We start from the raw sequence: 26,294 nt of genomic DNA, 5'->3' as shown, positions 1-26,294 counted from the left end.
TGCGCCGCTGCTAGTAGCCTTCGCCGTACTCGGCCGTCACCAGGATGGGCAGGTGGTCCGAATTGCCGCGCGGCAGCGTCTCCACACTGGCGATGTCCAGGCCCAGTGACGTGGCGAAGTCGAAGTGGCCCTTGAACACCTTGTACCTGGTGTAGGTCCGCCTGTTGCTGAGGGACAGGGCGTATCCGGAGTTCTTCATATGCATGTCAAGGTTCTTGGTGAAGAACGGGTAGTTGAAGTCACCCACCATCAGGGTCATCAGGCCCTTGCCCATGCTCAGCAGCTCGGCGTGCGCTGCGTGGATCTGCTTGCGCCGCAACGAGTTGGAGGCAGTGAGCGGGGCTGCATGGAAGGAGCCGATCACCAGCTCATGCTGGGTTTCGTTGTCCATCACCCTGGTGCCGATCAGCCGCTCATGGGCCGGGGCCAGCACCCTGTCATGCATGGACTTCTTCAACGCGAAGGACTGGGTGTCCAGTGCAGTGAAGCGGCTGGTGCGGTAATAGATGGCCAGGCCCAACCGGTTGCCCTTGGTGGCATCGGCAAGGTGCAGGGGGCCCAGGGTTTCGGGAAGGTCGCTGGCATCCACTTCCTGGAGGCACAGCGCATCGATGTCATGGTTCCGTGCCAGGGCGAGGAGCTCGCCGCTGGCATTGTGCTTGCGGAGGTTGTAGCTGATGACGCGCATGAAACACCTCTTTTGAGGGTTGCTGACAGGACCAGTTCCTTACTCTAGTCCGATTGCCGCCCCCACCCTCCAACATTTCGCCGGCCGTCCCGGCGCGCCGTTCCCGTGAAGGATAGAGTTAGTGGCAATTCACTGAACGTTTCGTAAGGGGCCAGCCTTGACTGCAGACCTGCCCGAACTTGCCGGGGGCAACTTTTACTACCAGGACCTGGGGGAGGGAGCGTTCCGGTCCACCATCCATGCCCAGGGAGCGTGGAATGTCCATGAACAGCACATGGCACCGGCGTCCGGCCTTCTGGCGGACCGGCTGGAACGGCACGAGCCGCGCGAAGACATGCGGATGGCGCGAATCAGCTATGAGATCCTTGGCCTGATCCCGGGCGGTGAGTTCAGGATCGATACCACCACGCTGCGGCCCGGCAGGACAATCGAACTTGTGCAGGCCGAGCTGGTAGCAGGCGGCAGGACGGCGATCCGCGCTACCGGGTGGCGGATGCTGACCAGTGACACGGGTGAGGTGGCCGCCGTCGAGGACGCCGCCATACCCGGCCCTGACGAATGCAAGCCCTATGACGGCTCAGCCGTCTGGCCCGGCGGTTACATCCGGTCCCTGGAAATGCGGGTCGCGGAAGGACACCGGCCGGGGGCGGGGAAAGTGTGGCTGCGCACGGAACATCCACTCACCGACCGCGCCGACAGCGGGGATTTCGCACGGCTGATGGGGATGGTGGACACCGCCAACGGCATCGCCGCCCGGGTCCCACCGGGCAAGGACAGCTACGCGTTTCCCAATCTGGACCTGCAGATCCACATGTACCGCAGGCCCGAGGGGGAGTGGCTGGGGCTGGACAACGCTGTGTCGTTTGGCCGCGACGGGATCGGCCTCACATCCACCGTGCTGCACGACCGGCAGGGTCCCTTCGGCCGCGCCGAACAGATCCTGACGCTTCGCAGGACGTGACCTGCCCAGCTATGGTGCCCGCCTGTATCGCTGAGTATCGTTGTATATCGTTCGCGATTGACAAAGGAGTTCATCATGCGTTCGTCATACCCTGCAGGCGGATTCGGTCCCGGTAATTTCGATGGGATGTGGCAGGCCGTCGAAGAGCTGAGGTCGCGGTTCGAAAAGCGGGCGGGAACCCGTGCCGGGAAAGGCGAGGTGCGGGCGGCGGTCCTGGCCCTGCTCGCGGAGCGGCCCATGCACGGTTACCAGATCATCCGTGAAATCGAGGAGCGCAGCGGCGGCAGCTGGAAGCCGAGCGCAGGTTCTGTCTATCCCACCCTGCAGCTGCTGGCCGATGAAGGAACAATCAGCGCCGAGGAATCCAACGGCCGGAAGATCTACTCCCTCACCGAAGCTGGGCGCGAGGAGGTGGCGGCCCGCCACGGTGCTGCGCCCTGGGATCCTGCAGGTCCCCAATCCGGAACCGGAATTGCTTCGCTCCCCAAGGCCGGCATCGAGCTGGCCCAGGCGGCAGCCCAGGTGGCCCGGACCGGATCGCCGGAGCAGGTGCAGCAGGCCGTAGTGGCGCTGGACGAGGCCCGGCGCCGGCTCTACGCCATCCTCGCCCAGGACTGACCCGGGTGGTGGCGTCGACCGTCCAGGACAAAGCCGCAGACCCCTCGCTGCCCGTGCGCGAGCACCGGGGGCGCTACCGGCGGATCCTGCGTTTCGCCGCCTGGAACCTCGCCGCCACGTGGTGGTTCGAACTGTTCCTGCCGCGGATCGGGCTGGGACGGATCTCCGCGCGCACCCGCTCCAGGCGGATGCGGCGCTTCGCGCAGCGGTTCCATGACCTGGCGGTGGAACTTGGGGGACTGATGATCAAGGTGGGCCAGTTCCTGTCCTCCCGGCTCGATGTCCTTCCACCGGAGATCACCAAGGAGTTGGAGGGGCTGCAGGACGAAGTGCCGCCGGTTGCGTTCCCGGCCATCTCTGCCCTGGCGGCACAGGAACTGGGGACACCGCTGGCAGGTGTTTTCGCGTCCGTGGACCAAGCGCCCATCGCCGCTGCATCCCTGGGCCAGGCCCACCGGGCCCGCCTCAATGACGTTGACGCGGGGGACACCGGGCTCGACGCCGTGGTTTTGAAAGTGCAGCGCCCGGGTATCGGAGCCATCGTGGACGTCGACCTCGCCGCCCTCCGCAAGGTGGCCGGCTGGCTCAGCCACATCCGGCTCGTATCCCGCAGGGCCGACATGCCGGCCCTGGTGGAGGAATTCGCCCAGACCAGCCTCCTGGAAATCGACTACCTGCACGAGGCCGTGAATGCAGAGCGTTTTGCCGCCGATTTCGCCGGCGATGACCGCGTGGAGGTTCCTGGCGTGGTGTGGGAGCGGACCACCCGCCGCGTGCTGACCCTCGAGGACGTCACGGCCATCAAGATCACCGACGTCCGGGCGCTCCGCGCCGCCGGCATCGACCCCGCCGAGGTTGCGCCGGTGTTCGCCTCCATCATGTTCGACCAGCTCTTCACCAACGGCTTCTTCCACGCCGACCCGCACCCGGGAAACATCTTCGTCACCCCGGTCCCGCCAGGCACCGGGGAGCATCCCTGGAAGCTGACCTTCATCGACTTCGGCATGATGGGGGAAGTAACAGCCTCAACCCGCAGCGGGCTGCGGAAGCTGCTCATCGCGGCGGCCGCGCGCGACGGCAAAGGACTTGTGGCGGCCATCAACGACGTGGGCGTCCTGATGCCGTCAGCGGACAGCGTGGGCCTGGAACGGGCCATGACGCAGCTCTTTGCCCGTTTCGGCGGCATGGGGTTTGCCGAACTGCGTGAGGTGGACCCGCGGGAGTTCCGGGACTTCGCCGTGGAGTTCGGTGACGTGGTCCGCTCGCTGCCGTTCCAGCTGCCGGAGAACTTCCTGCTGATCATCCGTGCCATGTCCCTGACGTCCGGGGTGTGCAGTGCCCTCGACGAGCGGTTCAACCTGTGGGACTCGGTGGAACCCTACGCAGCACAGCTGCTGCGGGACGAGCGCGGCAACGTGGTGCAGGATGTGGCCCGGCAGGCCATCGATGCCGCCGCCGTGGCCTTCCGCCTGCCAGGCCGGCTTGACGCGTTGGCCGGCCGGCTCGAAGAGGGATCACTGGAGGTGGCCGTTCCCCGGCTGGAGCGGCAGGGGGCCCGGCTGGAAAGGGCCGTGCGCCGCTCGGCCTCCGCCGTGGTCTTCGGCGCCGTGCTGATCGCCGGCGCCATCGCCCGCGCCGACGACCTGGTACTGGGCAACGTGCTGATGGCAGCATCGGCAGTTCCACTGCTGCACGCACTGTGGGTGGGGCGCCGGGGGCGTTAAGTCGCGTGCCGCCGTCGGGCGTACCCTAGGGATGGCCCGTCCGGCCGCTGCCAATGAACCTGTCGCCACCAATACCCGTCGACGCCAAAGCCCAGGGAGCTTCGCCATGCACCATACCGCTACCGGACTCCGCCCGCTCACCGTGGTGCGGCAGGACGTGTCCCTCGGCGCGGGCCGCGACCTCGAATTTGGCCTGGAACTGTTGGCCAGGGCCAGGAGTGGCGGGATAGGGCCCACCCTGCGGCTGTACCGACCAGCTCCCACTGTGGCGTTCGGGCAGCGGGACACCCGGCTGCCGGGTTTCGACGCGGCCGCCCGCGCCTGCCGGGAGAACGGCTTTGAGCCCCTGGTCCGCAGGGCAGGCGGACGCGCTGCCGCATACCACCAGGGCACGCTGGTGGTGGACCATATCGAACCGGATGCGGATGCCGTCGCGGGCTCCAAGGCACGGTTCGGCTACTTCGGCGAACTCTTTGCGACGGCCTTGCGCAGCGTGGGGGTGCAGGCGGCTGTGGGCGAGATCCCGGGGGAGTACTGCCCCGGTGAGTTCAGCGTGCACGGCACCGACCCGCAGGACAGCTCGCGGCGGCTGAAGCTGGTGGGGACTGCCCAGCGGGTGGTCTCCGGCGGGTGGCTGTTCAGCTCCGTGATTGTGGTGGAGGACTCAGCCCCTATCCGTAAGGTCCTCACGGACAGCTACGCGGCGCTGGGCCTGGACTGGGACCCTGCCACCGCCGGTGCAGCCAATGACCTGGTCCCCGGCCTGGACGTGGCAGCCGTTGAGCAGGCCCTGCTGGAAACGTATGCGGGCCATGCCGTCCTGGAATCTGCTTCATTCAGCAGCCTGGGGGCATGACCCGCAAACAGTGGTGCGGCCGGCGCCGCATGGGATGGTGGCCGGATCAGGCGGCCAGGCGGCTCTTGACCTCGGCAGCCGACGGGTTGGTGGCTGCGGTGCCGTCCGGGAAGAGGACGGTGGGAACGGTCCGGTTGCCGCCGTTCAGCTGCTCCACGAGCTCGGCGGTACCCTCCACCTCTTCGATGTTGATTTCGTTGTAGCCGATGCCCTGCGCATCGAGCTGCTTCTTCAGCCGGTTGCAGTAGCCGCACCAGGTGGTGGAAAACATGGTGATGGTGCCGGATTCGGGAGTGAAGTCCACAGGGAGCTCCTATACGTCGCTTGGAAGGTTTCCTTACATTCAACCGTAGCGCGGCGGCCGGTATTCCCCGGTACGGCATTGCGTGGGCGGGGCTGGATGACAGTTTGTGGCGGGCGGTGGCAAGGTGGTGCCATGTGTGGACGCTACGTAATGGCCCGTGCCGTGGGGGACCTCCTGGCTGAGTTCGACGCCGAGCTGGAGGACGAGGTGAGCGTTCCGCCGTCGTGGAATGTAGCTCCCACCGACGCCGTCCCCATCGTGCTGGAGCGCCTGAAGGAGGACAACGCCGGGCCCAGGCAGGTGCGCCAGCTGCACGTGGCACGCTGGGGCCTGGTCCCGTCCTGGGCGAAGGACCTGAAAATCGGGTCCAGCATGATCAATGCCCGCAGCGAATCGGTGCTGGAGAAACCGGCATTCCGGAAAGCCGTAAAGTCACGGCGCTGCGCAGTCCCGGCGGACGGCTACTACGAATGGAAGCAGGGCCCCGGGAAGTCCAAGCAGCCGTATTACGTGCACCCGGTCCAGGGCAATGGGCTGGTTTTCGCCGGCCTCTACGAATGGTGGAAGGACCTGTCCGTGCCTGTAGGGCAGCCGGGGCGGTGGCTGCTGTCCACGTCCATCCTCACCGCTGACACGCCTCCGCCGGGGACGGAATCCACCATCTTTGGGAAGCTGGCGGAACTGCACGACAGGGTGCCCCTGCCCATGGACAAGGCCACGATGGAAGCCTGGCTGGACCCCCGGGCCGATGACGCAGCCGGGCTGGTGGACCTGGTGCGGTCACGGGTCAAGGATGCCGCCGCTGACTGGCAGGTGGATTCGGTGGGCAAGGACGTGGGCAATGTCCGGAACAACGGCCCGGAACTGATCCGCCCGGCGGAGGCACTGTTCCAGCAGCCCCTCTGAAGGTGCCCGGCCTTCACACCGTGACGGTGCCGGCGTCGTCCACTGCCCAAGTGGGGTTATAGGCCACTTCCCAGCGGAAGCCGTCGGGGTCGGCGAAGTAGCCCGTGTAGCCGCCCCAGGGCTGGGTGACCGGCTCGGCGATGATGGCAGCGCCCGCCCCCGCCGCCTCCTCCAGGACCCTGTCCACATCCGCCGGGCTTTCCACGTTGTGGCTGAGGGTGATGCAGGGGACGCCGGTCGGCGGATTGGTGCCGGCTTCGGCCTGCATCTGGCGTGCGTCCCACAGGGAGAGCATCAGGCCGTGGTTCACCTGGATGAACAGCACCTCCCCTGCAACCTCCCGGTGGACCGGCCAGCCAAGGCCGTCAATATAGAAGGCGCGTGAATCCGCAACGTTGCGGACACCGAGGGAGATAAAGTCGACTCTGGGCTCCATGCTTCGATACTGTCAGACGATGGCGACAATTCAAGGAAACGATAGGGATGCCCGGGCCGACAAGGAACAGCTCGCTGCGGTCCGGATTGCCGTTGACGAGGTGGATGAGCAGATTGTCACCCTCATCGCCCGCCGTGAACGGCTGATCAGGATCGCCGGAACCCTCAAGGGTGATGACGCCGAGGTGCGCGCCCCGGGCCGGGTGGAGCGCATTATCGAGCACGTGCGCTCAGCGGCTGAGAAAAAGGACATTGACCCTGACATTGTGGAGTCAACGTACCGGGCCATGATCTCTGCGTTCATCGAACTTGAACTGCGGATCCACAAAGAAAACAGCTGACTTTAAAGTGTTGGTGGAGGTGGCCTACAGGGCCTCCTCCACCGGCACGCCGTGCTGGAACTCCCGTCCGTCCGCCTCGCTGAAGGCGGAAATGACGTGCCCCTGTCCCAGCCCGTTGAGGGCTGACAGGGGAAAGCTCCCGGTAATGGTGTTCTCCGAGTGGGACACCCCGGACAGGTCGTAATCCTCCTCGACGCCCTGGTCCCGGTTGAACGAGTAGCAGGCGATTGCCTTCCCGTTCATGAACTCAATGCACAGCCGCCGCTGGAATGAATAGTCCGGCGAGGCCCCCATCAACCCCACCACGTAGGCGCCGGATTCCGGAATGGCGCCGTCGATATCGAACGTGGCAAGGATCGTGGAATCCTGGGCCTTGATGCTTGCCTGCTTGAGGAGTGCGTCATCGGTACTCATGCCAACATCCTGCTCCCTGCCGCACGCTCCGTCCACCCCCGCCTATGTTTTGCTCCCGACGCGGCGTAGACTGGCATTATTCGAATACGTGTTCGAATAACGATTCCAGTTTTACCGTCCGGGGAGGCGCCATGGGCATGTTCAGCGAGTCCGTTGACGTGGTGTGCTCCGCTGCAGGCCAACCGGAATCCCTCACCTGGGCAGGAAAGTCTTACGCAGTCTGCGCCGACCCTGTCCGCTGGTTTGAACGCCGTCAATGGTGGGCGGAGGACGCCAGGGCTCCCTTGGGAAGCGGGCAGGGCGTGGTGGACCACGAAATCTGGCGCATCCAGGTGCTGCCCGTCCGGAAGCCACCCCGTTCCGGGGAATCCGGAGAATCTGACGGCACAGAACCCCTCACCCTTGACCTGTCCCGCCACATCCCCAGCGGCCGGTGGCGGCTGCTGCGGATCCATGACGCACTGCGCCCCAGAACTGCTTGAAACAGAACAGCATGAGCTTCACCCACCTTCACGTGTCCACAGCATTCAGCGCCCACTACGGCGTCTCCTGGCCGGAGGAACTGGCCATGGCAGCCGCCGCTGACGGGGCCACTGCCCTGGCCTGCACCGACAGGGACGGCCTGTACGGCACCATCAAGCACCTCAAGGCCTGCATGGCAGCCGGCATCGATCCCATCGTCGGAGTGGATTTGGCAGTCTTTGACGACGACGGCGATCACCGCACGCAGGTATCCGGCAGGGTGGTGGTGCTGGCCAGGGGCAACAACAACGGAGCCGGATACCGTGCGCTCTGCCGGCTGGTCTCCGACGCCCACGCCAGGACTTCCGGGAAAGCCGGGGGAGCAGTGCCCGCGGCAGTCACCCGCGCCGAACTCGCCTCCCGCACCCTGGACCCCCAAACCCTCAAACCCGTGCTGACCGTCCTGCTCGGCCCCGACTCCGACGTCGGAAGGTCCATGGGCGGGCGTCGCTACCTGCGCCCCCGGACCTTGTTCAAGCAATGGATCGATGCCATGCCCGCGGGAACGGTCGTAGCGGAAATCGTCTCCCAGCTCAGCGCCCCGGGTACCCCGTTCAGCACGGCCCATGCTGTCCGCATGCTCAGGCTTGCCGAGGAATACCATGTACCCGCCATCCTCACCAATGCCGTCCGCTACTGCGCCGCCGATGGAGCCCCCACTGCCGACGTCCTGGACTCAGCCAGGACCCTGAAGTCCCTGCCGGAGCTGGCAGGGGAGCCGCTCCTGCAGCCAACCGGACAGGGGTGGCTGAAATCCGGGGAGCAGATGCTGGCCCTGGGAAAGGAGATCATTTCCGCGGCCGGTTATGGCGCCGCGGACCTCAAGCAGCTGATGGCCCAGACCGAGGCGCTCGCCGACCTCTGCAGGATTGACCCCACCGCCGATATGGGGTGGAAGCAGCCGGTGGTCCCGGAAGCATCAGTCATTGGCATCAACCAGGATCCGCACGCCGAACTTCTCCAGCGCTGCCATGCAGGAATCGGGAGGCGGTTCCCCGGTGTCAGCGGCAAGGCTGAGAAGGACATGCTGCTTCGGCTGGACCATGAGCTCAGGATCATCAACAGCCTCGGTTTCTCCTCCTACTTCCTGACAGTGGCGGAGGTGTCGCGGATGATCCAGGACATGGGGGTCAGGGCGGCCGCCAGGGGGTCGGGGGCCTCCAGCCTGGTCAACTACCTGATTGACGTCAGCCATGTGAATCCCCTCCAGCACGATCTCATTTTTGAACGGTTCCTTTCCAACGACCGCGCCACCCTTCCGGACATCGACATCGACGTCGAAAGCGCAGAACGGCACAACGTCTACCGGCGGATCTTCGAACGGTTCGGGTCCGAGCGGGTCACCCTCATGAGTATGCAGAACGGGTACCGGGCACGGGGGGCAGTGCGCGACGCCGGGCTGGCGCTGGGGATGGACGACGGCGAGGTGGGGGAGATCGCCAAGCAGCTGTGGCGGTTCTCGGCGCGCAAGTTCCGTGAGGCGCTGCAGGAGAAGCCCGAGCTGCGGGAGTTTGCCGGCAGGGTTGAACAGCGCGATGCCGATGGCAACCAGCAGCTTGACCTGCTGGTGGACCTGACCGAACGCCTGGACCGGCTTCCCCGCCACATCTCAATGCACCCGTGCGGCGTGATCCTGGGCGATGCAACGCTCCTGGACCGCACCCCGGTCCAGCCAAGCGGGCTTGGCCTGCCCATGAGCCAATTCGATAAACACGACATGGACCCCATGGGCATGCTCAAACTCGATGTCCTGGGTGTCCGCATGCAAAGCGCCATGGCTTTCGCTGTCAGGGAGATCATCCGCATCCACCCCACCAAGAAGGAAGTGGTGGCAGCGGGGCGGCACCCACTGGGACCTGACGGCACCGGGCCGGATTACATTGCCGGAGATGGCCGGATCGACCTGAACGCCGTCCCCCTGGACGATGAACCAACCTACGAACTGATCAGGAGCACGCACACCCTGGGCTGCTTCCAGATTGAATCCCCCGGGCAGCGGGAACTGATCGGCAAGATGGCGCCCCGTGAATTCAACGACCTCATCATTGATATCTCCCTGTTCCGCCCAGGACCGATGAAATCGGATATGGTGCGGCCCTTCCTGGAACACCGCCACGGTTTTGCCCCTGAGGTGTATCCGCACCCGGACCTCAAACCCGTGCTGCAGGAAACCCACGGGGTCACGGTCTTCCACGAACAGATCCTGAAAACCCTCAACATCATGACCGGTTGCGGGCTTGCCAAGGCCGACGAGTTCCGCAGGGCGTTGAGCAACGAGGTCGGGGAAGCGCAGGTAGAGGAATACTTCCGGCGCAACGCCAAGGCCAGGGGATATACCCCCGAGGTAGTGGAAAAGGTATGGGGGACGTTAAAGTCCTTTGCCAGTTTCGGCTTCTGCAAAGCCCATGGCGCTGCTTTCGCCGTTCCCACCTACCAGTCCGCCTGGCTGAAGGCACACCATCCCGAAGCCTTCCTGGCGGGCCTGTGGGAGCACGATCCCGGAATGTATCCCAAACGGCTTTTGGTTTCCGAAGCCCGGCGGCTGGGCATCCCCATCCTTCCCCTGGACATCAACAGGAGCAAGGCCGAATACAGGGTGGAGCGGATCGAATCCGGCAAGGACACTGGAAAGCTGGGAATCCGGCTCAGCCTGAACGGGATCTACGGGCTGTCTGCGGCCGAATTGAAACGGATCGTAGCCGGACAGCCCTATGACTCGCTGGCCGACCTCCGGGCGCGCTCGCGGCTCAGCAAGCCCAGCATCCGGCGCCTGGCCCAGCTGGGTGCCTTCGATTCCCTGCATCGGGAAGCAGGTGGCCCGGCCAACCGCGCGGACCTGGTGCACCATCTGCAGCAGTTCCAAACCGCCAACGGAACGCGCAAAGGCCTGGAGGTGCTGGAAGGGCAGCTGGCACTTCCCCTGGGCGACATCGAACTGCGGAACATCAAGCCTGGGCTTCCCGCCCCCACCCTGGTGGAAAACGTCAGGGCAGAACTGGACCTTATGGCCGTCGATGTCAGCACCCACCTGATGGACAGCCACCGGCCGCTGCTGGAAAAGCTGGGCGTCACCACAGCGGATAAGCTCCTCAGCCTGCGCAACGGCACTGAAGTGCTGGTGGCAGGAGTGCGCGTGGCCACCCAAACGCCACCCATGCGCGGCGGCAGGAGGGTGGTGTTCATCAGCATTGACGACGGCACCGGCTGCGTGGATTCTGTCTTCTTCCACGAGGCCCAGGAAAGCGCCGGCCCGCTCCTGTTCGGCACCCGCCTGCTGCTGATCCGCGGCACCACCCGCAGGACCGGACCCCGGGGCATCAGCATCAGCGCGAGCATGGCGTGGGACCTGCGCCGGACGGACACCTTGCCCTTCCCGGAAAACACGACGGCGAGCGGCGGGGACGTGCCCCATCCCCTGGATGGCATCAGCAGGACACTGGCGATCACCGGTTTCAACGGGTGAGCCTGCAGTTTTTGTCCGCTGCACCTGCCGTGCGCCGCGTTGGTCGGCCCTGACCGGAACCGATAGCATTGACGATGGCTGGCTGTGGTCCCCGTATGCCACAAGCTATGAAGCCTCAACTTTGAATAGGAGACACCCGTGTCAGATGCCCAGCAGATCACCCTTCTCGTCGATGGCGAAGAGACCAAGGTGACTACCGGGACAACCGGTGCGGAACTCTTCTTTGAGCGCCGTGACGTTGTCGTTGCCCGCGTTAACGGCGAACTGAAGGACCTGGACCAGGAACTTCCCGAAGGCGCCGAGGTGGAGGGTGTCACCATTGATTCCCCCGACGGCCTGAACGTCCTGCGCCACTCCACGGCCCACGTCATGGCCCAGGCCGTGCAGCAGCTGCGTCCCGACGCCAAGCTCGGCATCGGCCCCTACATCACCGACGGCTTCTACTTCGACTTCGACGTTGCCGAGCCGTTCACCCCCGAGGACCTCAAAACCCTCGAAAAGATGATGCAGAAGATCATCAACCAGAACCAGAAGTTCGTCCGCCGCGTCGTCACCGAGGACCAGGCACGCGAAGCGATGAAAAACGAGCCCTACAAGCTCGAACTGCTGGGCAGGAAGAACGACGCCGCCGAGGCCGGGGAAGGCGTAAACGTCGAGGTCGGTGCCGGCGACATCACCATCTACGACAACGTAGAACGCAAGGAAGGCACCACCGTCTGGTGCGACCTCTGCCGCGGCCCGCACCTGCCCAATACCAAGTTCATCTCCAACGCCTTCGCCCTGACCCGCTCGTCGTCGGCCTACTGGCTGGGCAACCAGAAGAACCAGCAGCTGCAGCGCATCTACGGCACGGCCTGGCCCACCAAGGAAGCGCTGAAGGCCTACCAGGAACGCATCGCCGAGGCCGAACGCCGCGACCACCGCAAGCTGGGCTCCGAACTGGACCTGTTTTCCTTCCCGGACGAACTGGGCTCTGGCCTGCCCGTCTTCCATCCCAAGGGCGGCATCATCCGCAAGGAGATGGAGGACTACTCCCGCCAGCGCCACGTCGAGGCCGGCTACGAGTTCGTCTACACCCCGCACATCACCAAGGGGCACCTGTACGAGGTCTCAGGCCACCTGGACTGGTACAAGGACGGCATGTTCCCCGCCATGCACGTGGACGCCGAACTCAACGAGGACGGCACCGTCCGCAAGCCCGGCCAGGACTACTACCTGAAGCCGATGAACTGCCCCATGCACAACCTCATCTTCCGCTCCCGCGGCCGGTCCTACCGTGAACTGCCACTGCGGCTGTTCGAATTCGGGTCGGTCTACCGGTACGAGAAGTCCGGTGTGGTGCACGGCCTCACCCGCGTCCGGGGCATGACACAGGACGACGCCCACATCTACTGCACCCGCGAGCAGATGAAGGACGAACTCACCAAGACCCTCAACTTCGTCCTGGACCTGCTCAAGGACTACGGCCTGAACGACTTCTACCTGGAACTGTCCACCAAGGACCCGGAAAAGTACGTCGGCGACGACGCTACCTGGGAAGAAGCCACCAGGACCCTTTCCGAGGTGGCCCAGGAGTCCGGACTGGAGCTTGTGCCGGACCCGGGTGGAGCTGCGTTCTACGGTCCCAAGATTTCCGTGCAGGCCAAGGACGCGCTGGGCCGCACCTGGCAGATGTCCACCATCCAGTTGGACTTCAACCTGCCGGAACGCTTCGAGCTGGAGTTCCAGGCCGCCGACGGCAGCCGCCAGCGCCCCGTGATGATCCACCGCGCGCTGTTCGGCTCCGTGGAGCGCTTCATGGGTGTCCTCACCGAGCACTACGCCGGTGCGTTCCCCGCATGGCTGGCGCCGGTCCAGGTGGTGGGCATTCCGGTCGCCGAAGCGTTCAACGAGTACATGTTCGACGTCGTCGATCAACTTAAGGCAGCGGGTATCCGTGCCGAGGTGGACACGTCCTCCGACCGGTTCCCCAAGAAGATCCGCACCGCCAGCAAGGACAAGATCCCGTTCGTGCTCATCGCCGGCGGCGACGATGCGGAAGCAGGCGCGGTGTCGTTCCGCTTCCGCGACGGAAGTCAGGACAACGGCGTGCCGGTGGAGGAAGCCGTCAAACGGATCACCGACGCCGTCCGCAACCGGACCAGCTAGCCGAACGGAAGCAACACAGTGCAGGAGAACACAGGCGCAGGTTATCCAGGCGATGCCGGCGTTACCGACGATTTTGCCCTCGCCGGTGTCCCGGACGCCTTCCAGCGCCTGTGGACTCCGCACCGCATGGCCTACATCAAGGGCGGTCAGCACCAGTTCAAGAACGAGAATGATTGCCCGTTCTGCGTGGGCCCCGGCCGCACCGACGAAGAGGCCCTCATCGTCCACCGCGGCCGCACCTGCTACGTGGTGCTCAACCTCTTCCCCTACAACCCAGGCCACCTGCTGGTCTGCCCGTACCGGCACATCCCGGACTACACGGATCTTACGGTTGACGAAACAGCAGAATTCGCCGACCTGACCCAGACAGCCATGCGGGTCCTGCGCAAGGTTTCCAATCCCGGTGGCTTCAACCTGGGCATGAACCAGGGAGTTGTGGGCGGTGCCGGGATCTCGGCGCACCTGCACCAGCACATCGTTCCGCGGTGGGGCGGGGACGGCAATTTCTTCCCCATCATCGCCCAGACCAAGGCCATCACTCAGACCCTTGACGAGGTCCGGCAGTTGGTGGCCGACGCCTGGCCCGGGGAGTCGGATGCTGAATAAGCATGCCCGCGGTTTCTTCACCGCCCTGTTTACCCCATTGGCCCGCTGGCTTCTGAAGATGGGTGTTTCCCCGGATGCGGTCACCATCCTTGGCACAGCAGGGGTTGCGGCGGGTGCCCTCGTGTTCTACCCGTTGGGCCAGCTCTTCTGGGGGACCCTCTTCATCACGGCGTTCATCTTCTCAGATGTCCTGGACGGCATCATGGCCAGAATGCAGGAGGTCAAGAGCCGCTGGGGGAACTTCCTCGATTCCACCTTGGACCGGATCGCCGACGGCGCCCTCTTCGCCGGTGTTTCCGTCTGGTTCTTCACCGGCGGCAACAACCCGCCCATCGCCGTCGCCGCCCTGCTGTGCCTTGTCCTGGGCATGGTGGTTTCCTACGCCAGGGCCAAGGCCGAGTCCCTGGGATTCACCGCCAACGTGGGAATCGCGGAGCGTGCAGAGCGCCTGGTATCCGTGCTGGTTGTCACCGGCCTGACCGGCCTTGGACTCCCGCCAGTGGTGCTCCTGGTCACGCTGGTGCTTCTGGCGCTGGCCAGCCTCATTACCGTGGTGCAGCGTGTACTCTCGGTGCACCGGCAGGCCTTGGCAGCACCAACCTCCGCTGATTAAGCATGATTAAGCCGGTCCCGCGGCGGGGGACTAGTATATAAGTGCCCGGTCAAGGGACCCGGCAACCCGTGCGTGCACCTCCGGCAGCTGCCGCCGCATGCCCGGCGAAGATCATCTGTCTACCCATAGGGGTTTTTGTGTCTACACCTGATGTAAGCAACGAGGCCGGTTCGTCCGCGAGCAGCGTCACGGGCAGCAGCCGCGTGAAGCGTGGCATGGCCGAGATGCTCAAGGGCGGCGTCATCATGGACGTCGTCAACGTCGAGCAGGCCCGCATCGCCGAAGACGCCGGTGCCGTGGCGGTCATGGCGCTCGAGCGCGTTCCCGCCGATATCCGCGCCCAGGGCGGCGTGTCCCGCATGTCCGATCCCGACATGATCGACCAGATCATTGACGCCGTGTCCATCCCGGTCATGGCAAAGGCCCGCATCGGCCACTTCGTGGAGGCCCAGGTCCTGCAGTCCCTCGGCGTGGACTACATCGACGAGTCCGAGGTCCTGACCCCGGCCGACTACGTCAACCACATCGACAAGTGGAACTTCAAGGTTCCCTTCGTCTGCGGTGCCACCAACCTCGGTGAGGCCCTGCGCCGCATCAACGAGGGCGCGGCCATGATCCGGTCCAAGGGCGAGGCCGGCACCGGCGACGTCTCCAACGCCACCGGGCACATGCGCAAGATCCGCTTCGAGATCGCAAGGCTCTCCTCCCTGCCCGAAGACGAGCTGTACGTCGCCGCCAAGGAACTTCAGGCCCCCTACGAACTGGTCAAGGAAGTGGCTGCGGCCGGCAAGCTCCCCGTGGTGCTGTTCACCGCAGGCGGCATTGCCACCCCCGCTGACGCTGCCATGATGATGCAGCTCGGCGCCGACGGCGTCTTCGTCGGCTCCGGCATCTTCAAATCCGGCAACCCCGCCCAGCGCGCCGCCGCCGTCGTGAAGGCCACCACCTTCTTCGACGACCCCGACGTCATCGCCAAGGCCTCCCGCGGGCTGGGCGAAGCCATGGTGGGCATCAACGTCGACGAGATCCCCCAACCGCACCGTCTCGCTGAGCGCGGCTGGTAACTCACTACTCGTTTTGGCGCCTTGTCGGCGCCGGACGGCGCGATCCTCTGCGTGCTATCCCCGCGCTCCTTTGGCAGCTTTCGCGGCTGGCTGGGGCGCGGGGCCCCTTTACGCACGCTGCCGGACCGCACCGTCCGGCGCTTCGTGTCGCCAACCGCGGTGACTGACGACGCCGGTTCCTCACTTTCTTCTGGTGGGGGACCGGCGTCGTCCGTTTTTTAGCTTTTCTCATCGATTGCTCCCCGCCGGCCCCCTAACCTCGCAAGCTCGGCCGGGGAACCCTGCCGACGTGGGCCCACGTACTTGTCGTTTTCGGGGCTCAGAACGACACTTGCTCAGCAATCGATGGGGTTACTCCAGGCCGCGGCGCTTTAGCAGGGGCTCAAGCCTTGCTTCGCGGCCTCTCAGCGTGCGGAAGGAGTCCAGCGGGTCGCGGCTGTTGCCGCGGCTCAGGAGCTCCTCGCGGAAGCGTTCGCCGTTGGCTCGGGTCAGGCCGCCATTCTCGGTGAACCAGTCCACCGTCTCGGCATCCAGCACTTCGCTCCAGATGTAGGAGTAGTAGCCCGCTGCGTAGCCTGCCCCCGCGAAAATGTGCTGGAAGTAGCCGGTCCGGTAGCGCGGCGGGATCAGCGGGTGGGCAATTCCCGCCGCAGCGAGGGCCTTGGCCTCAAACTCCAAGGCATCCTCCGGCACCTCACCCGGCTCCAGCGTGTGCCAGGCGAGGTCCAGCAGGGCCGCGCCCAAATATTCGGTGGTGGCGAAGCCTTCCCCCCAGAACCTGGATTCGTTGAGCCGGTCCACAATCTCCTGCGGAAGCGGCTCCCCGGTGACGTGGTGGCGGGCGTAGTTCGACAGCACCTGCGGCCACATGATCCACATCTCGTTGACCTGCGACGGGTACTCCACGAAGTCCCTGGGCACGGAGGTGCCTGAGAAGCGGGGATACGTGACGTTGGAGAACAGGCCGTGCAGGGCATGGCCGAACTCGTGGAACAAGGTCCGCAGCTCGTCCAGGGTGAGAAGCGTTGGCTCGCCCACCGGCGGCTTGGAGATGTTGAGCGTATTAGTCACCACGGGCTGCGTGCCGAGCAGGGCAGACTGCTCAACGAGCGAGTTCATCCACGCCCCGCCCCGCTTCGATTCGCGCGCATAGTAGTCGCCGAGGAACAGGCCCAGGCTGGAACCGTCCTCATTCCGGACCTCCCAGATGCGCACATCCGGGTGGTAGGCCTGGAGATCCGCCCGCTCCTGGAAGGTGATCCCGTACAGCGATTTTGCGGCAAAGAACACGCCGTCGGTGATGACCCGGTCGAGCTCGAAATACGGACGCAGGGCCTGTTCGTCGACGTCGTACTTCTCCCGCCGCACCTTTGCGGAATAGTAGGCCCAGTCCCATGCTTCCAGCGGGTGCCCGGCGACCTCGGCCAACGCGGCCGCTTCGGCATCCGCGTTACGGACGGCTGCCGGCGCCATTCGGTTGAGCATGGTCCGGACGGCCTCGAAGTCAGGCGCGGTCTGGCGGTCCGCGACAAGCTCGGCGTAGTTGGCGAAGCCCAGTAACTGCGCCTTTTCCGCCCGCAGCCCGGCCAGATCGCGGGCCAGGTCCAGCACATCCAGGCTGCCGCCGTCGCTGCCCCTGGCCACGGACGCTTCAAACAGGCGACGGCGGACGGCACGGTTCTCGAGCGAGGCCAGGGCAGGCTGGTTGCCTGGCTGGACCAGGGTGAGCAGGTATTTGCCCTCGTGTCCGGCGGTGCGGGCAGCTTCCGCGGCGCTGGCGACGTCATCGGCGGGCAGCCCCGCCAGGTCACGGACGTCCTCCACCAGCAGGGCAGCCGATTTCATGCCCTCTTTGACCCGCTGGCCAAACTCGGTGCCCAGCCGGGCCAGCCCGGCGTTAATTGCCCGCAGCCGTTCCTGGCCTGGGCCGTCCAGCTGGATGCCCGACTGGCGGAACTCCCTCAAGTACTCCTCTACCAGCCGGACGGATTCCGGATCACGACCGGCCGTATCAATGGCCGCAAAGCGCTCGAACAGCCTCCTGTTGAGGTAGACCTCGTCCTGGTGGGCAGAGAACCGCGGTGACAGCACCGTTTCGAGTTCCCTGATCTGCTCAGACGCGTCCGCCGAAACCAGGGTGAAGAACGCCGCGGCCGACCGGTTCAGGAGTTGTCCGGAGCGTTCCATGGCAAGGGCCGTGTTCTCAAACGTGGCCGGTTCGTCGTTGTCGGCGATGGCCTCGATTTCGTCCATGTGCGCAGCCAGGCCTGCTTCGATGGCCTCACCGTATTGCTCCGGCGCGAGCGCCGCGAAAGGTGGAATGCCGTAGGGCAGGGGACTGGCAGTGAGGAGGGGGTTCGTCATGGGGTAAACCTTTCACAGCGGGGCACGCTTCTCAATTACCTGCCCATGGCGTCGTCCTCCCAGCCGGGATCCCTACAATTGCCGCTATGGAGTCCAGCCAGGACTGCAACCAGCGCGCCCAGCAGGGCAAAGTCCCAGTTCGGGTAATGACGAAGGAGACCAGGGTCCATGACCAAAAGTGGCACAAGGCCCGGGACCACCTTCCTGGGTGTACCGTTCCAGTGGCTGGGTCCGGGCGTGGTGACGGTGCTCGTGATGGCGTACGGCATCTTCTGGTATCTGGCTCGTCCGGGAAATGAGCCCGTTGCCGGTTACGTCGGGCAGCTCTTCGGCGGCGAATCCGTGCTGCTGTATTCGATCGCGCTGGTCCTGGTCAGTACCCTTCCCCTTGTCGAGCCTGTTTTCGGCGGCATCGACCACGCCGCCATCTGGCACCGCAGGGCGGCGATTACGGCAACCATCCTGCTGTTGCCGCACATCGAACTTGCGTCCAACCCGGAAGCCACCAGCCTGGGAAAAACCTTGGCCGTGGTGGCTATCTGCGGCCTCGCGGCGCTGGTGGTGTGGGCCATCCTGCCACGTTGGCGGACCATGCTTCCGGCACCCGTGCGGCGGCTGGTGGTCACCGCGCTTCAGTCCAAGCCGGTCCAGCTGGCCGCCCGCCTACTGGGCGGCTACGAGCGGTGGCGGGGCTTCCACCGCCTGACCGGCCTGTTCCTTGCGGCCGGATTCCTGCACGGCCTGCTCGATGCCAGCGCATTCGGTGCTGTACCCGGACTGCGGTGGAGCTACGTGGCCATCGGCGGAACGGGCCTGGCCTTCTATGCCTACCGCGAACTGCTGGCACGGCGCTTCCTTCCGCACCACGACTACCAGGTGGCCGGGGTCCGGCCTGTTGCTGCGGACCTGGTGGAGGTGGCGCTGCGACCCCTGGGCCGGCCGTTGGCCTTCAAGCCGGGCCAGTTCGCCATGGTTTACCTCGAAACGGCCGAGGGCTGGCAGCGCCATCCTTTCTCCATCTCCGGACCCGCCCCGGAGGGTGGAATCAGCATTACGGTGAAGGCCCTGGGCGACCACACGACCAGGCTTCCCGACGTGGTCCAGCCGGGCATGCCGGCGGTCGTGGGCGGCCCCTATGGTCGGTTTGACCGGCACCGTGGCACTGCCCACCAAGTCTGGATCGCGGGAGGAGTGGGGATCACGCCGTTCCTCAGTTGGCTGCGGTCCCTCGACGCGGAGCCTGACGGGCAACTGCAGCAAGAGGTCCACTTCTTCGTCACCTCGGCGGGACGTTCCCCGTTCGCCGACGAGATTGCCGCCGTCGCCAGGAAGCATCCCCGGCTTACCGTACACCTGGTGGACACCGCCGCGGACGGACGGCTGACCCCGGAAGCGGTCCTGTCCTCAGTGGGCACCGAACCACGGCGGCTGTCGGTCTTCATGGGCGGCCCGGACGTCATGCTGCGGCAGTTCCGGAAAGCCTTCCAGGCGGCAGGCGTCCGCCGGGCAAACATCCACCGCGAGTACTTTCAGTGGCGTTGAGTACGGATACCGCAGCTCAGCGGGGGCGGCGGGCAGCGTGCTCCCTGGCGAGGACGGCGTAGGTGTCGTCCGGGTTGCCGGGGGAGAAGCTGCCGAATTTGCGCTCCGCAGCCGTCCGGATGAGGAAGTCCGCGATCGCCGGGTTCTTGGGCAACAGCGAGCCGTGCAGGTAGCTGGCCACGATGTTGCGGTAGCGGGCGCCCTCATGGCCATCGTTGCTGTTGTTCCCCATACCCTTGGGGACGGTGCCGAGCGGCCTGACACCGGCGCCCAGCGTCGTCTGTCCGCTGTGGTTCTCGTAGCCCAAAACCTCACCGAACTCTGGAGTGGAAATCTTGACGTTGCCGATCAGGCGCTCGTCGGTGCCGTGGGTTTCCACGTCCAGGACGCCGATACCCGGGATAACAGCGCCAGTGCGGGTCTTGAAGAAGCGGCCGAAGAGCTGGTAGAGGCCGCAAATGAGCAGCATGGGCGCACCGTCCTCGGCCAACTCCTTGAGTTCTCCGGCCCGGGCCTGCAGGTCGTCCTGGATCACCAGTTGGCCGCTGTCCTGGCCCCCGCCTCCCACGATGATGTCCACGCCGTCAGGGAAGGGGTCGCCCACGTTGTACTCAAGCAGTTCGGGGGTGTACCCGTGCCAGGCGATGCGCCGCTGCAGGACCAGGGCATTGCCCCAGTCGCCGTAAATGTTCATGTCGCGGGGGTACAACTGGACTACCCGGAGGGTGCCTTTGGACTGGGCGGCAGCTGTCGCTGCTTCTGCCGGATTCACGAGACAACCTCCACGGTGGTGATTTTGGACAGCTCGCGGCGAATGGCCAGCATCGCCGTGTAAGTGCAGAAGATCCGCTTTGGCTTGCCCCGGCCCTCCCTGACGAAGGCTGCGAGGGCGGCGGGGATCTCCGGCTCCACGGCCCCGACCTGGACGTCGTCGTACTGCAACCGCAGCGCCATGTCGTAGGCCCGGGACCCGGTGATCAGCTCCACGCCGCCCTCCCGGAGGGAATCGAACTCCACGTCCCAGAGCCAGGACATGTCCCGGCCGTCGGCATAGTTGTCGTTGATCGCGATCATGGTGGCGTAACCGCCGGCAGGGAAGGATTTAAGTCCCAGCCGGAAACCGCTGGGGTTCTTGACCAACACCAGGTCCAGTGGCTGGCCGTCCACGGTGAGGCTTTCACCGCGCCCGAAGGCGGGGGCAACCTTGGACAACGCCTCGAGCAAGGTGGCGTGGTCCGCCGTCGCGGCGCCTGCCCCGCAGATGCTGCGGGCCAGGGTCAGGGCCGCGGCCGCATTGAAGATGTTGTACACGCCGCGCAGCTTCATCGCTGTGGTGACCGTACCGCCGTCGTACTCAAACTCGGCACTGTCCGCGCCCACTTTCCGGAGCACGACGTCGGCGGCCGGCTTCTCCGGCAGGCCCGCCGGGGCGGGGCTTCCGGGAGCAGCCCGCATGTCGTCGTCATTGGGGAAGGTCGCCAGCAGGGAGTCGTCGAGGCCGAAGTACTTGACCTCCTGACCCGTCAGGGTGTCTGCGATCCGTGCCACCCGCGGATCCTCGCGGTTGAGGACCACGGTTCCGGTGGTCTTGGCGGCAATGTGCTGCAGGAGCTGTGCGGTCTTGTCGATTTCGCCGAAGCGGTCCAGCTGGTCGCGCAGCACGTTAAGGAGCAGGCAGTAGCGCGGCGGGACACTGTTCACGAAATGCACCGCGTGGGCTTCGTCAAGCTCCAGGACGGCAATGTCCGCGTCCAGCCGGCCGCGCCAGTCCACTTCACCCAGGAGGGCCGCCGCCACGCCCCGCGTGAAATTGCTGCCGGTGCGGTTGGTGAAAACCTTCAGGCCCTGGCTTTCCAGCAGTTCCACCACCATCTTGGTGGTGGTGGTTTTGCCGTTGGTGCCGCTGACCACCGCCACACCGTGCGGCAGGGTGGTGAGCGTCCGCCGCATGAAGCCGGGGTCGATTTTCTCGACCACCAGGCCGGGCAGCGCGGACCCGCCGCCCCGCAGCCGGGACACCCTGCGGACCAGCTTGCCGAGCGGAACACTGTAGAAGACCATGTTTTGAATATATCCCAGCAGCGGCATGCAACCTTTGCCGGCAGGATGCCTGCGGCACCAGCCATACGGCCCGGGCCGTATGCTGGAAAGATGACAAACCCCCCATCTGCTGCCCAGGCGCGCGTGGGGTCAGGCCTGAAAATCGGTGTCCTGGCCCTCCAGGGCGACTTCCGTGAGCACCTGCGTGCCGCGGAAGCCACGGGCGCCCAAGGCGTGCCCGTGCGCCGCCCGGAGGAACTGGACGGCCTGGACGGCCTCATTATCCCCGGCGGCGAGTCCACCGCCATCGATAAGCTGGCCCGTGCCTTCGAGCTTGCCGATCCGCTCCGCAAATACATCGGCGAGGGTTTGCCCGTGTATGGCTCCTGTGCAGGCATGATCCTGCTCGCGTCCGACATCGCCGATCCGGCAACCGATCTGTCCGGTGCGCCGCAGCAGACCTTCGGCGGCCTTGACATTACTGTCCGCCGCAACGCCTTCGGCCGCCAGCGCGAATCCTTCGAAACCGACCTGGACTTCAAGGGCCTGGACTTCAGCGCCACCGAATCGGGCGTGGAACCGGTGCACGCAGTCTTCATCCGCGGGCCCTGGGTGGAACGGGTGGGAGAGGACGTGGAGGTCCTGGCACAGGTGGAACCGGCCGACCCCCACCATGCATCCCACGCCGCATCGCTGCCGGGGGCGGCTAGAATTGTGGCAGTGCGTTCCGGCCAGTTGCTGGCCACCTCCTTCCATCCGGAAGTGACCGGCGAGAAACGCGTACACGAACTTTTTATCCGAATGATCAGAGGAGAAGCGTAAAGCATGTCAGGCCACTCCAAATGGGCAACGACCAAGCACAAAAAGGCGATCATTGACAGCCGCCGCGCAAAGTCGTTCGCCAAACTGATCAAGAACATTGAAGTTGCCGCCCGGATGGGCGGACCGGACCTCGCCGGCAACCCCGGTCTGGAACTCGCCGTCACCAAGGCCAAGAAAACCTCGGTTCCCAACGACAACATCGACCGCGCCATCAAGCGCGGCGCCGGCCTCACCGGCGAAGTGGTTGACTACACCGAAATCATGTACGAGGCCCGCGGCCCGCAAGGCTCGGCCCTGCTGATCGAGTGCCTTACCGACAACAAGAACCGGGCAGCATCAGAGGTTCGCCTGGCCATCTCCCGCAACGGCGGCACCATTGCCGACCCCGGCTCCGTCAGCTACCTCTTCACCCGCAAGGGCGTGGTGAACCTGCCCAAGAACGGCCTCAGCGAGGACGACGTCCTGATGGCCGTCCTCGATGCAGGTGCGGAGGAAGTCAAGGACAACGGGGAGACCTTCGAGATCCACTCGGAGCCTGGCGACCTGCAGGCCATCCGTGAAGCGCTGAAGGAAGCCGGCATTGAATACGACACGGACGAAGTGGAGTTCGTGCCCTCCATGCAGGTTGAGCTGGACGTTGACGGCGCCCGCAAGTTCCTGAAGCTCGCCGATGCCCTCGAGGACCTCGACGACGTCCAGAACGTCTACAGCAACGCCGACCTGAGCGACGACGTCCAGGCTGCCCTGGAATCCGAGTGACGTCCCACCTTGCCCGCTAGCCCGCAGGAATCGAAGCCGGGTTCCCCGGCCGGAGCGGAGCATAAGTGACCCTCCGTGTCCTCGGTGTTGATCCCGGCCTCACCCGCTGCGGCATCGGCGTCGTGGACGTCGAACGGAACCGGCGCGCCAGCATGGTCGCCGTTGGCGTCGTGGGCACGTCCCCGGACGAGACCCTCGACCGCCGGCTGCTGGTAATCGCAACCGCCATCGACGAGTGGCTGGACCGCTACGAACCGGAAGTACTCGCCGTCGAACGCGTTTTCTCGCAACTCAACGTGAGCACGGTAATGGGTGTTGCCCAGGCCTCCGGCGTGGTGATCGCGGCGGCCGCACGCCGGGGAATCCCGGTGGCGCTGCACACGCCGTCGGAGGTTAAGGCAGCCGTCACCGGCAGCGGGTCCTCCAACAAGGACGCCGTGACCAAACTGGTCACCAAGATCCTCCGGCTGGATGCCCCTCCGCGCCCCGCCGACGCCGCCGACGCGCTGGCGCTGGCCATCACGCATGCGTGGCGCGCCGGCAGCGGTGCCGCCGTGGCCACCACCGGTCCCGGCAGCTCATCCCTGACGCCCGCCCAGCGCGCGTGGGCCGAAGCGGAGGCAAAGGCGCGCCGCGCACGCTGATTGTCCCTGCTGCTTGCTAGGGTATTCGTAGATATGTTCGGATAGCCGGGCCCCACGAACGGGCCCGCAGTACCACGGGAGCCCGGCCTTGATCAGTTTCCTCCGCGGAACGGTAGCGCACGTTGGCCTGTCAACGGCTGTGATTGACCTCAACGGTGCCGGGATGAGCGTCTATGCCACCCCGCAGACCCTTAGCCACCTCCGCGTCGGTGAAGAGGGCAAGGTGTTCACCTCGCTGATCGTGCGGGAGGACTCGCTCACGCTCTTTGGCTTCGCGGACGACGACGAGCGCGAGGTTTTCGAGGTTCTGCTCAGCGTCAGCGGAGTCGGGCCCCGGCTTGCCCTTGCTGTCCTGGCAGTCCATGACCCCGAAGCCATTAGGGTGGCGGCACACACGGGGGACAGCAAGACCTTCACCAAGGTCCCCGGCATCGGCCCCAAGGTGGCGGGCAGGATTGTGCTGGAACTCGCAGGGAAGCTCGTCCCGCAGGGGACAGCTCCAGCCCCCGGAGCCGGAACCCCTGCCGAGGCCGCCTGGAAGCCCCAGGTGGTGGCCGCAATGACCAGCCTTGGCTGGTCCGAGAAGGACGCGTCCACCAGTATCGACAAAGCCCTGGCCGACGAACCCGAAGTGTCCTTCCGCGGCAACGTTCCCGAGATCCTCCGCACCACGCTCCGGTGGCTCGGCCAGGACGGCGCACGCGCCGGTAACCGCGTAGGCACCCGTGGCTGAACCCTCACTGGTTGCCGCGGGGGAGGAACCGGAAGAGCGTGCCATCGAGGCCGCGCTGCGGCCCAAGAACCTGGACGACTTCGTTGGCCAGCACCGGGTGCGCAAGCAGCTGTCGCTGGTGCTGCAGGCCTCCCGGATGCGCGGGCGAACAGCGGACCACGTGCTGTTCTCGGGCCCGCCCGGCCTGGGCAAGACCACCCTTGCCATGATCGTCGCCGCGGAGATGAACGCGCCGCTGCGCCTCAGCAGCGGACCAGCCATCCAGCACGCCGGCGACCTCGCGGCCATCCTGTCCTCGCTGTCCGAAGGCGAGGTCCTGTTCCTCGACGAGATCCACCGCATGTCCCGGCCGGCCGAGGAAATGCTGTACATGGCCATGGAGGACTTCCGCGTCGACATTGTCGTGGGCAAGGGTGCAGGCGCCACTGCGATTCCCCTGGAACTGCCGCCGTTCACCCTGGTGGGGGCCACCACCCGTGCCGGGTTGCTCCCGGGACCGCTGCGCGACCGGTTCGGGTTCACCGGGCACCTCGAGTTTTACTCGGTTCCCGAGCTGGAGCTGGTTCTGCGCCGTTCCGCCGGGCTGCTGGACCTGAAGGTCAACTCCGCCGGATTCGCTGAGATCGCCGGCCGTTCCCGCGGTACGCCGCGTATCGCCAACCGCCTGCTGCGCCGTGTCCGGGACTGGGCGCTGGTGCACGGCATCGAACAAATCGATGCAAGGGCCGCCTCCGCTGCCCTGGACATGTATGAAGTGGACAAGAAAGGCCTGGACCGGCTGGACCGGGCGGTCCTGGACGCCCTCATTACCAAATTCGGCGGCGGTCCCGTGGGCCTCTCCACCCTCGCTATTGCCGTGGGTGAGGAAACCGAAACGGTGGAAACCGTCGCCGAACCCTTCCTGGTCCGCGAAGGCCTGCTGGGCCGCACGCCCCGCGGCAGGATCGCGCTGGCGGCTGCGTGGACGCACCTTGGCTACGCCATCCCGTCCAACGTGTTCGCGCAGGAGCAGCTGGACCTTTTCGAGCCCGGCGGGGACGCTTCCGCGGCGGGGGAATGGGTCGCGGAGGGCCAATAGCAGGCTCCCTTCAGCTTTTCCCTTTAGACTGGTATGACGCCCGGCACGTTCGGGTCTTTGTTTCGCGGGTGGCCCTGACGCCCCCGTCGCTTGGGGAAGGAAAAGTCAGGCGCTCTGCCTGCATCACCAGCCCGCCCCGGCCGAAGCGAAGCCGACGTCGCTGGAAAACCAGCTGTACCAGAAAAAGAACGGAATTCCCCTTGGATCCAATGTCAATTCTCCTGTTCGTCATGCTCGGCGTGTTCATCTTCATGATGTTCCGCCGCAACAAGAAGACGCAGCAGCAGCAGGCAGAGCTCCAGTCGAAGTTTGGCCCGGGCGTGGAGGTCATGACCAGTTTTGGCCTTTTCGGCCGGATCGTGGACATCGACGAGGCCGACAACAAGGTCACGCTTGAACTTTCCCCCGGCAACCTGGCCACCGTCCACCGCCAGGCCGTCACCAAGGTCATCGAGCCTGCCGTGGAAACCACCCCTGAGGCCGAGCCCGCCGCTGCTTCCCCTGTGGTACCGGACGATGCGTCCTCCCTCACCACCCCGGAGACCGGGAGCACCGCCACCGGCGCGGAGACTCCGGAAGAAAACCTGAAGCGCCTCAACGACGAGGGCAAGAAGGACAGCTAGGCCCGCTGGCCCCTTTCCTCCCTCTA

26 protein-coding genes are annotated in these 26,294 nt (G+C 65.5%); 19 read left to right on the top strand and 7 right to left on the bottom strand.

Annotated elements, in window-relative coordinates; all coding sequences use genetic code 11:
* Positions 1-10: 10 nt before the first annotated feature.
* On the bottom strand, positions 11-688 hold the full coding sequence (locus tag LFT46_RS11110; protein ID WP_236798500.1) for an endonuclease/exonuclease/phosphatase family protein: 678 nt from the start codon (positions 686-688) through the stop codon (positions 11-13).
* A gap of 157 nt (positions 689-845) precedes the next feature.
* Between LFT46_RS11110 and LFT46_RS11105 the strand changes: the two genes are divergently transcribed.
* From LFT46_RS11105 to LFT46_RS11090, 4 genes are all read left to right on the top strand, one after another.
* Entirely contained in the window at positions 846-1,649 is an 804-nt protein-coding gene (locus LFT46_RS11105) for a thioesterase family protein (RefSeq protein ID WP_236798499.1), read from the top strand.
* A gap of 75 nt (positions 1,650-1,724) precedes the next feature.
* The gene (locus LFT46_RS11100) at positions 1,725-2,267 is read left to right on the top strand and encodes a PadR family transcriptional regulator (RefSeq protein WP_236798498.1); all 543 of its coding nucleotides are present in this window, start codon (positions 1,725-1,727) and stop codon (positions 2,265-2,267) included.
* Between the two features lie 8 nt (positions 2,268-2,275).
* On the top strand, positions 2,276-3,991 hold the full coding sequence (locus LFT46_RS11095) for an ABC1 kinase family protein (RefSeq protein ID WP_442863640.1): 1,716 nt from the start codon (positions 2,276-2,278) through the stop codon (positions 3,989-3,991).
* A 106-nt stretch (positions 3,992-4,097) separates the two neighbouring features.
* Positions 4,098-4,847: a lipoate--protein ligase family protein gene (locus LFT46_RS11090; protein ID WP_236798497.1), complete on the top strand. Its 750-nt coding sequence runs from the start codon at positions 4,098-4,100 to the stop codon at positions 4,845-4,847.
* A gap of 46 nt (positions 4,848-4,893) precedes the next feature.
* On the opposite strand, the gene LFT46_RS11085 is transcribed toward LFT46_RS11090, so the two are convergent.
* Entirely contained in the window at positions 4,894-5,151 is a 258-nt protein-coding gene (locus tag LFT46_RS11085; protein ID WP_236798496.1) for a mycoredoxin, read from the bottom strand.
* 150 nt (positions 5,152-5,301) lie between these two features.
* On the opposite strand from LFT46_RS11085, the gene LFT46_RS11080 reads away from it, so the two are divergent.
* Positions 5,302-6,057, top strand: coding sequence for an SOS response-associated peptidase (locus tag LFT46_RS11080; RefSeq protein ID WP_236802867.1), 756 nt, complete (start codon positions 5,302-5,304; stop codon positions 6,055-6,057).
* Positions 6,058-6,070: 13 nt separating this feature from the next.
* Here LFT46_RS11080 and LFT46_RS11075 read toward each other — a convergent pair whose 3' ends face one another.
* Complete coding sequence (locus tag LFT46_RS11075; protein ID WP_236798495.1) at positions 6,071-6,493, bottom strand: VOC family protein; 423 nt, start codon at positions 6,491-6,493, stop codon at positions 6,071-6,073.
* A gap of 19 nt (positions 6,494-6,512) precedes the next feature.
* Here LFT46_RS11075 and LFT46_RS11070 point away from each other — a divergent pair, with 19 nt between their 5' ends.
* On the top strand, positions 6,513-6,833 hold the full coding sequence (locus LFT46_RS11070; protein ID WP_142133710.1) for a chorismate mutase: 321 nt from the start codon (positions 6,513-6,515) through the stop codon (positions 6,831-6,833).
* Positions 6,834-6,857: 24 nt separating this feature from the next.
* Here LFT46_RS11070 and LFT46_RS11065 read toward each other — a convergent pair whose 3' ends face one another.
* Positions 6,858-7,247 (bottom strand): hypothetical protein, encoded by a 390-nt coding sequence (locus LFT46_RS11065; protein WP_236798494.1) that lies wholly within the window; start codon positions 7,245-7,247, stop codon positions 6,858-6,860.
* Positions 7,248-7,378: 131 nt separating this feature from the next.
* Here LFT46_RS11065 and LFT46_RS11060 point away from each other — a divergent pair, with 131 nt between their 5' ends.
* The 6 genes from LFT46_RS11060 to pdxS all read left to right on the top strand — a co-directional run bounded on the left by LFT46_RS11060 (position 7,379) and on the right by pdxS (position 15,663).
* Positions 7,379-7,729: a hypothetical protein gene (locus LFT46_RS11060; RefSeq protein WP_236798493.1), complete on the top strand. Its 351-nt coding sequence runs from the start codon at positions 7,379-7,381 to the stop codon at positions 7,727-7,729.
* Positions 7,730-7,740: 11 nt separating this feature from the next.
* Entirely contained in the window at positions 7,741-11,232 is a 3,492-nt protein-coding gene (locus tag LFT46_RS11055) for a DNA polymerase III subunit alpha (protein ID WP_236798492.1), read from the top strand.
* A gap of 138 nt (positions 11,233-11,370) precedes the next feature.
* Positions 11,371-13,380, top strand: a complete 2,010-nt coding sequence (gene thrS / locus LFT46_RS11050; protein WP_236798491.1) for a threonine--tRNA ligase — start codon at positions 11,371-11,373, stop codon at positions 13,378-13,380.
* Between the two features lie 18 nt (positions 13,381-13,398).
* Positions 13,399-13,986, top strand: a complete 588-nt coding sequence (locus tag LFT46_RS11045) for an HIT family protein (protein ID WP_236798490.1) — start codon at positions 13,399-13,401, stop codon at positions 13,984-13,986.
* Entirely contained in the window at positions 13,976-14,599 is a 624-nt protein-coding gene (gene pgsA, locus LFT46_RS11040) for a phosphatidylinositol phosphate synthase (RefSeq protein ID WP_236798489.1), read from the top strand. The genes LFT46_RS11045 and pgsA overlap by 11 nt, the downstream gene beginning before the upstream one ends.
* A gap of 137 nt (positions 14,600-14,736) precedes the next feature.
* Positions 14,737-15,663, top strand: coding sequence for a pyridoxal 5'-phosphate synthase lyase subunit PdxS (gene pdxS, locus LFT46_RS11035; RefSeq protein WP_272910791.1), 927 nt, complete (start codon positions 14,737-14,739; stop codon positions 15,661-15,663).
* 351 nt (positions 15,664-16,014) lie between these two features.
* On the opposite strand, the gene LFT46_RS11030 is transcribed toward pdxS, so the two are convergent.
* A complete protein-coding gene (locus LFT46_RS11030) occupies positions 16,015-18,027 on the bottom strand; it encodes a M3 family metallopeptidase (RefSeq protein WP_236798488.1) in 2,013 nt (670 codons plus the stop codon).
* Positions 18,028-18,195: 168 nt separating this feature from the next.
* Between LFT46_RS11030 and LFT46_RS11025 the strand changes: the two genes are divergently transcribed.
* The gene (locus LFT46_RS11025; protein WP_236798487.1) at positions 18,196-19,569 is read left to right on the top strand and encodes a ferredoxin reductase family protein; all 1,374 of its coding nucleotides are present in this window, start codon (positions 18,196-18,198) and stop codon (positions 19,567-19,569) included.
* Positions 19,570-19,585: 16 nt separating this feature from the next.
* Here LFT46_RS11025 and LFT46_RS11020 read toward each other — a convergent pair whose 3' ends face one another.
* Together LFT46_RS11020 and LFT46_RS11015 are read right to left on the bottom strand one after the other, a co-directional pair.
* A complete protein-coding gene (locus tag LFT46_RS11020; RefSeq protein WP_236798486.1) occupies positions 19,586-20,341 on the bottom strand; it encodes a type 1 glutamine amidotransferase in 756 nt (251 codons plus the stop codon).
* Positions 20,338-21,630, bottom strand: a complete 1,293-nt coding sequence (locus LFT46_RS11015; protein WP_236798485.1) for a Mur ligase family protein — start codon at positions 21,628-21,630, stop codon at positions 20,338-20,340. Before LFT46_RS11015 ends, LFT46_RS11020 begins: the two co-directional genes overlap by 4 nt.
* Positions 21,631-21,720: 90 nt before the next feature.
* On the opposite strand from LFT46_RS11015, the gene pdxT reads away from it, so the two are divergent.
* The 6 genes from pdxT (at position 21,721) to yajC (ending at position 26,268) form a co-directional block, all read left to right on the top strand.
* Positions 21,721-22,431: a pyridoxal 5'-phosphate synthase glutaminase subunit PdxT gene (pdxT, locus tag LFT46_RS11010; RefSeq protein WP_236798484.1), complete on the top strand. Its 711-nt coding sequence runs from the start codon at positions 21,721-21,723 to the stop codon at positions 22,429-22,431.
* 3 nt (positions 22,432-22,434) lie between these two features.
* Positions 22,435-23,190 (top strand): YebC/PmpR family DNA-binding transcriptional regulator, encoded by a 756-nt coding sequence (locus tag LFT46_RS11005; protein WP_236798483.1) that lies wholly within the window; start codon positions 22,435-22,437, stop codon positions 23,188-23,190.
* Between the two features lie 65 nt (positions 23,191-23,255).
* The gene (gene ruvC, locus LFT46_RS11000) at positions 23,256-23,834 is read left to right on the top strand and encodes a crossover junction endodeoxyribonuclease RuvC (protein WP_159631890.1); all 579 of its coding nucleotides are present in this window, start codon (positions 23,256-23,258) and stop codon (positions 23,832-23,834) included.
* A gap of 88 nt (positions 23,835-23,922) precedes the next feature.
* Positions 23,923-24,567 (top strand): Holliday junction branch migration protein RuvA, encoded by a 645-nt coding sequence (ruvA, locus tag LFT46_RS10995; RefSeq protein WP_236798482.1) that lies wholly within the window; start codon positions 23,923-23,925, stop codon positions 24,565-24,567.
* Positions 24,560-25,645 carry a Holliday junction branch migration DNA helicase RuvB gene (gene ruvB / locus LFT46_RS10990; protein WP_236798481.1) on the top strand — a complete coding sequence of 362 codons (1,086 nt, stop codon included), beginning with the start codon at positions 24,560-24,562 and terminating at the stop codon, positions 25,643-25,645. The genes ruvA and ruvB overlap by 8 nt, the downstream gene beginning before the upstream one ends.
* A 209-nt stretch (positions 25,646-25,854) precedes the next feature.
* Positions 25,855-26,268 carry a preprotein translocase subunit YajC gene (gene yajC, locus LFT46_RS10985; protein ID WP_236798480.1) on the top strand — a complete coding sequence of 138 codons (414 nt, stop codon included), beginning with the start codon at positions 25,855-25,857 and terminating at the stop codon, positions 26,266-26,268.
* The last annotated feature ends 26 nt before the right edge of the window (positions 26,269-26,294 follow it).

Source organism: Arthrobacter sp. FW306-07-I (assembly GCF_021800405.1).
Taxonomy (GTDB): Bacteria; Actinomycetota; Actinomycetes; order Actinomycetales; family Micrococcaceae; genus Arthrobacter.
This window is presented reverse-complemented; position numbering and strand designations above follow the sequence as displayed.

What these genes read in the sequence shown, in the direction of transcription:
- LFT46_RS11060 (WP_236798493.1), top strand. Translation starts at nt 7,379, where the DNA reads ATGGGCATGTTCAGCGAGTCCGTTGACGTGGTGTGCTCCGCTGCAGGC.
- LFT46_RS11110 (WP_236798500.1), bottom strand. Translation starts at nt 688, where the DNA reads ATGCGCGTCATCAGCTACAACCTCCGCAAGCACAATGCCAGCGGCGAG.
- LFT46_RS11025 (WP_236798487.1), top strand. Translation starts at nt 18,196, where the DNA reads ATGACCAAAAGTGGCACAAGGCCCGGGACCACCTTCCTGGGTGTACCG.
- LFT46_RS11080 (WP_236802867.1), top strand. Translation starts at nt 5,302, where the DNA reads ATGGCCCGTGCCGTGGGGGACCTCCTGGCTGAGTTCGACGCCGAGCTG.
- LFT46_RS11075 (WP_236798495.1), bottom strand. Translation starts at nt 6,493, where the DNA reads ATGGAGCCCAGAGTCGACTTTATCTCCCTCGGTGTCCGCAACGTTGCG.
- LFT46_RS11030 (WP_236798488.1), bottom strand. Translation starts at nt 18,027, where the DNA reads ATGACGAACCCCCTCCTCACTGCCAGTCCCCTGCCCTACGGCATTCCA.
- LFT46_RS11015 (WP_236798485.1), bottom strand. Translation starts at nt 21,630, where the DNA reads ATGGTCTTCTACAGTGTTCCGCTCGGCAAGCTGGTCCGCAGGGTGTCC.
- pdxT (WP_236798484.1), top strand. Translation starts at nt 21,721, where the DNA reads ATGACAAACCCCCCATCTGCTGCCCAGGCGCGCGTGGGGTCAGGCCTG.
- LFT46_RS11005 (WP_236798483.1), top strand. Translation starts at nt 22,435, where the DNA reads ATGTCAGGCCACTCCAAATGGGCAACGACCAAGCACAAAAAGGCGATC.
- LFT46_RS11055 (WP_236798492.1), top strand. Translation starts at nt 7,741, where the DNA reads ATGAGCTTCACCCACCTTCACGTGTCCACAGCATTCAGCGCCCACTAC.
- LFT46_RS11070 (WP_142133710.1), top strand. Translation starts at nt 6,513, where the DNA reads ATGGCGACAATTCAAGGAAACGATAGGGATGCCCGGGCCGACAAGGAA.
- yajC (WP_236798480.1), top strand. Translation starts at nt 25,855, where the DNA reads ATGTCAATTCTCCTGTTCGTCATGCTCGGCGTGTTCATCTTCATGATG.
- LFT46_RS11065 (WP_236798494.1), bottom strand. Translation starts at nt 7,247, where the DNA reads ATGAGTACCGATGACGCACTCCTCAAGCAGGCAAGCATCAAGGCCCAG.
- LFT46_RS11090 (WP_236798497.1), top strand. Translation starts at nt 4,098, where the DNA reads ATGCACCATACCGCTACCGGACTCCGCCCGCTCACCGTGGTGCGGCAG.
- pgsA (WP_236798489.1), top strand. Translation starts at nt 13,976, where the DNA reads ATGCTGAATAAGCATGCCCGCGGTTTCTTCACCGCCCTGTTTACCCCA.
- LFT46_RS11100 (WP_236798498.1), top strand. Translation starts at nt 1,725, where the DNA reads ATGCGTTCGTCATACCCTGCAGGCGGATTCGGTCCCGGTAATTTCGAT.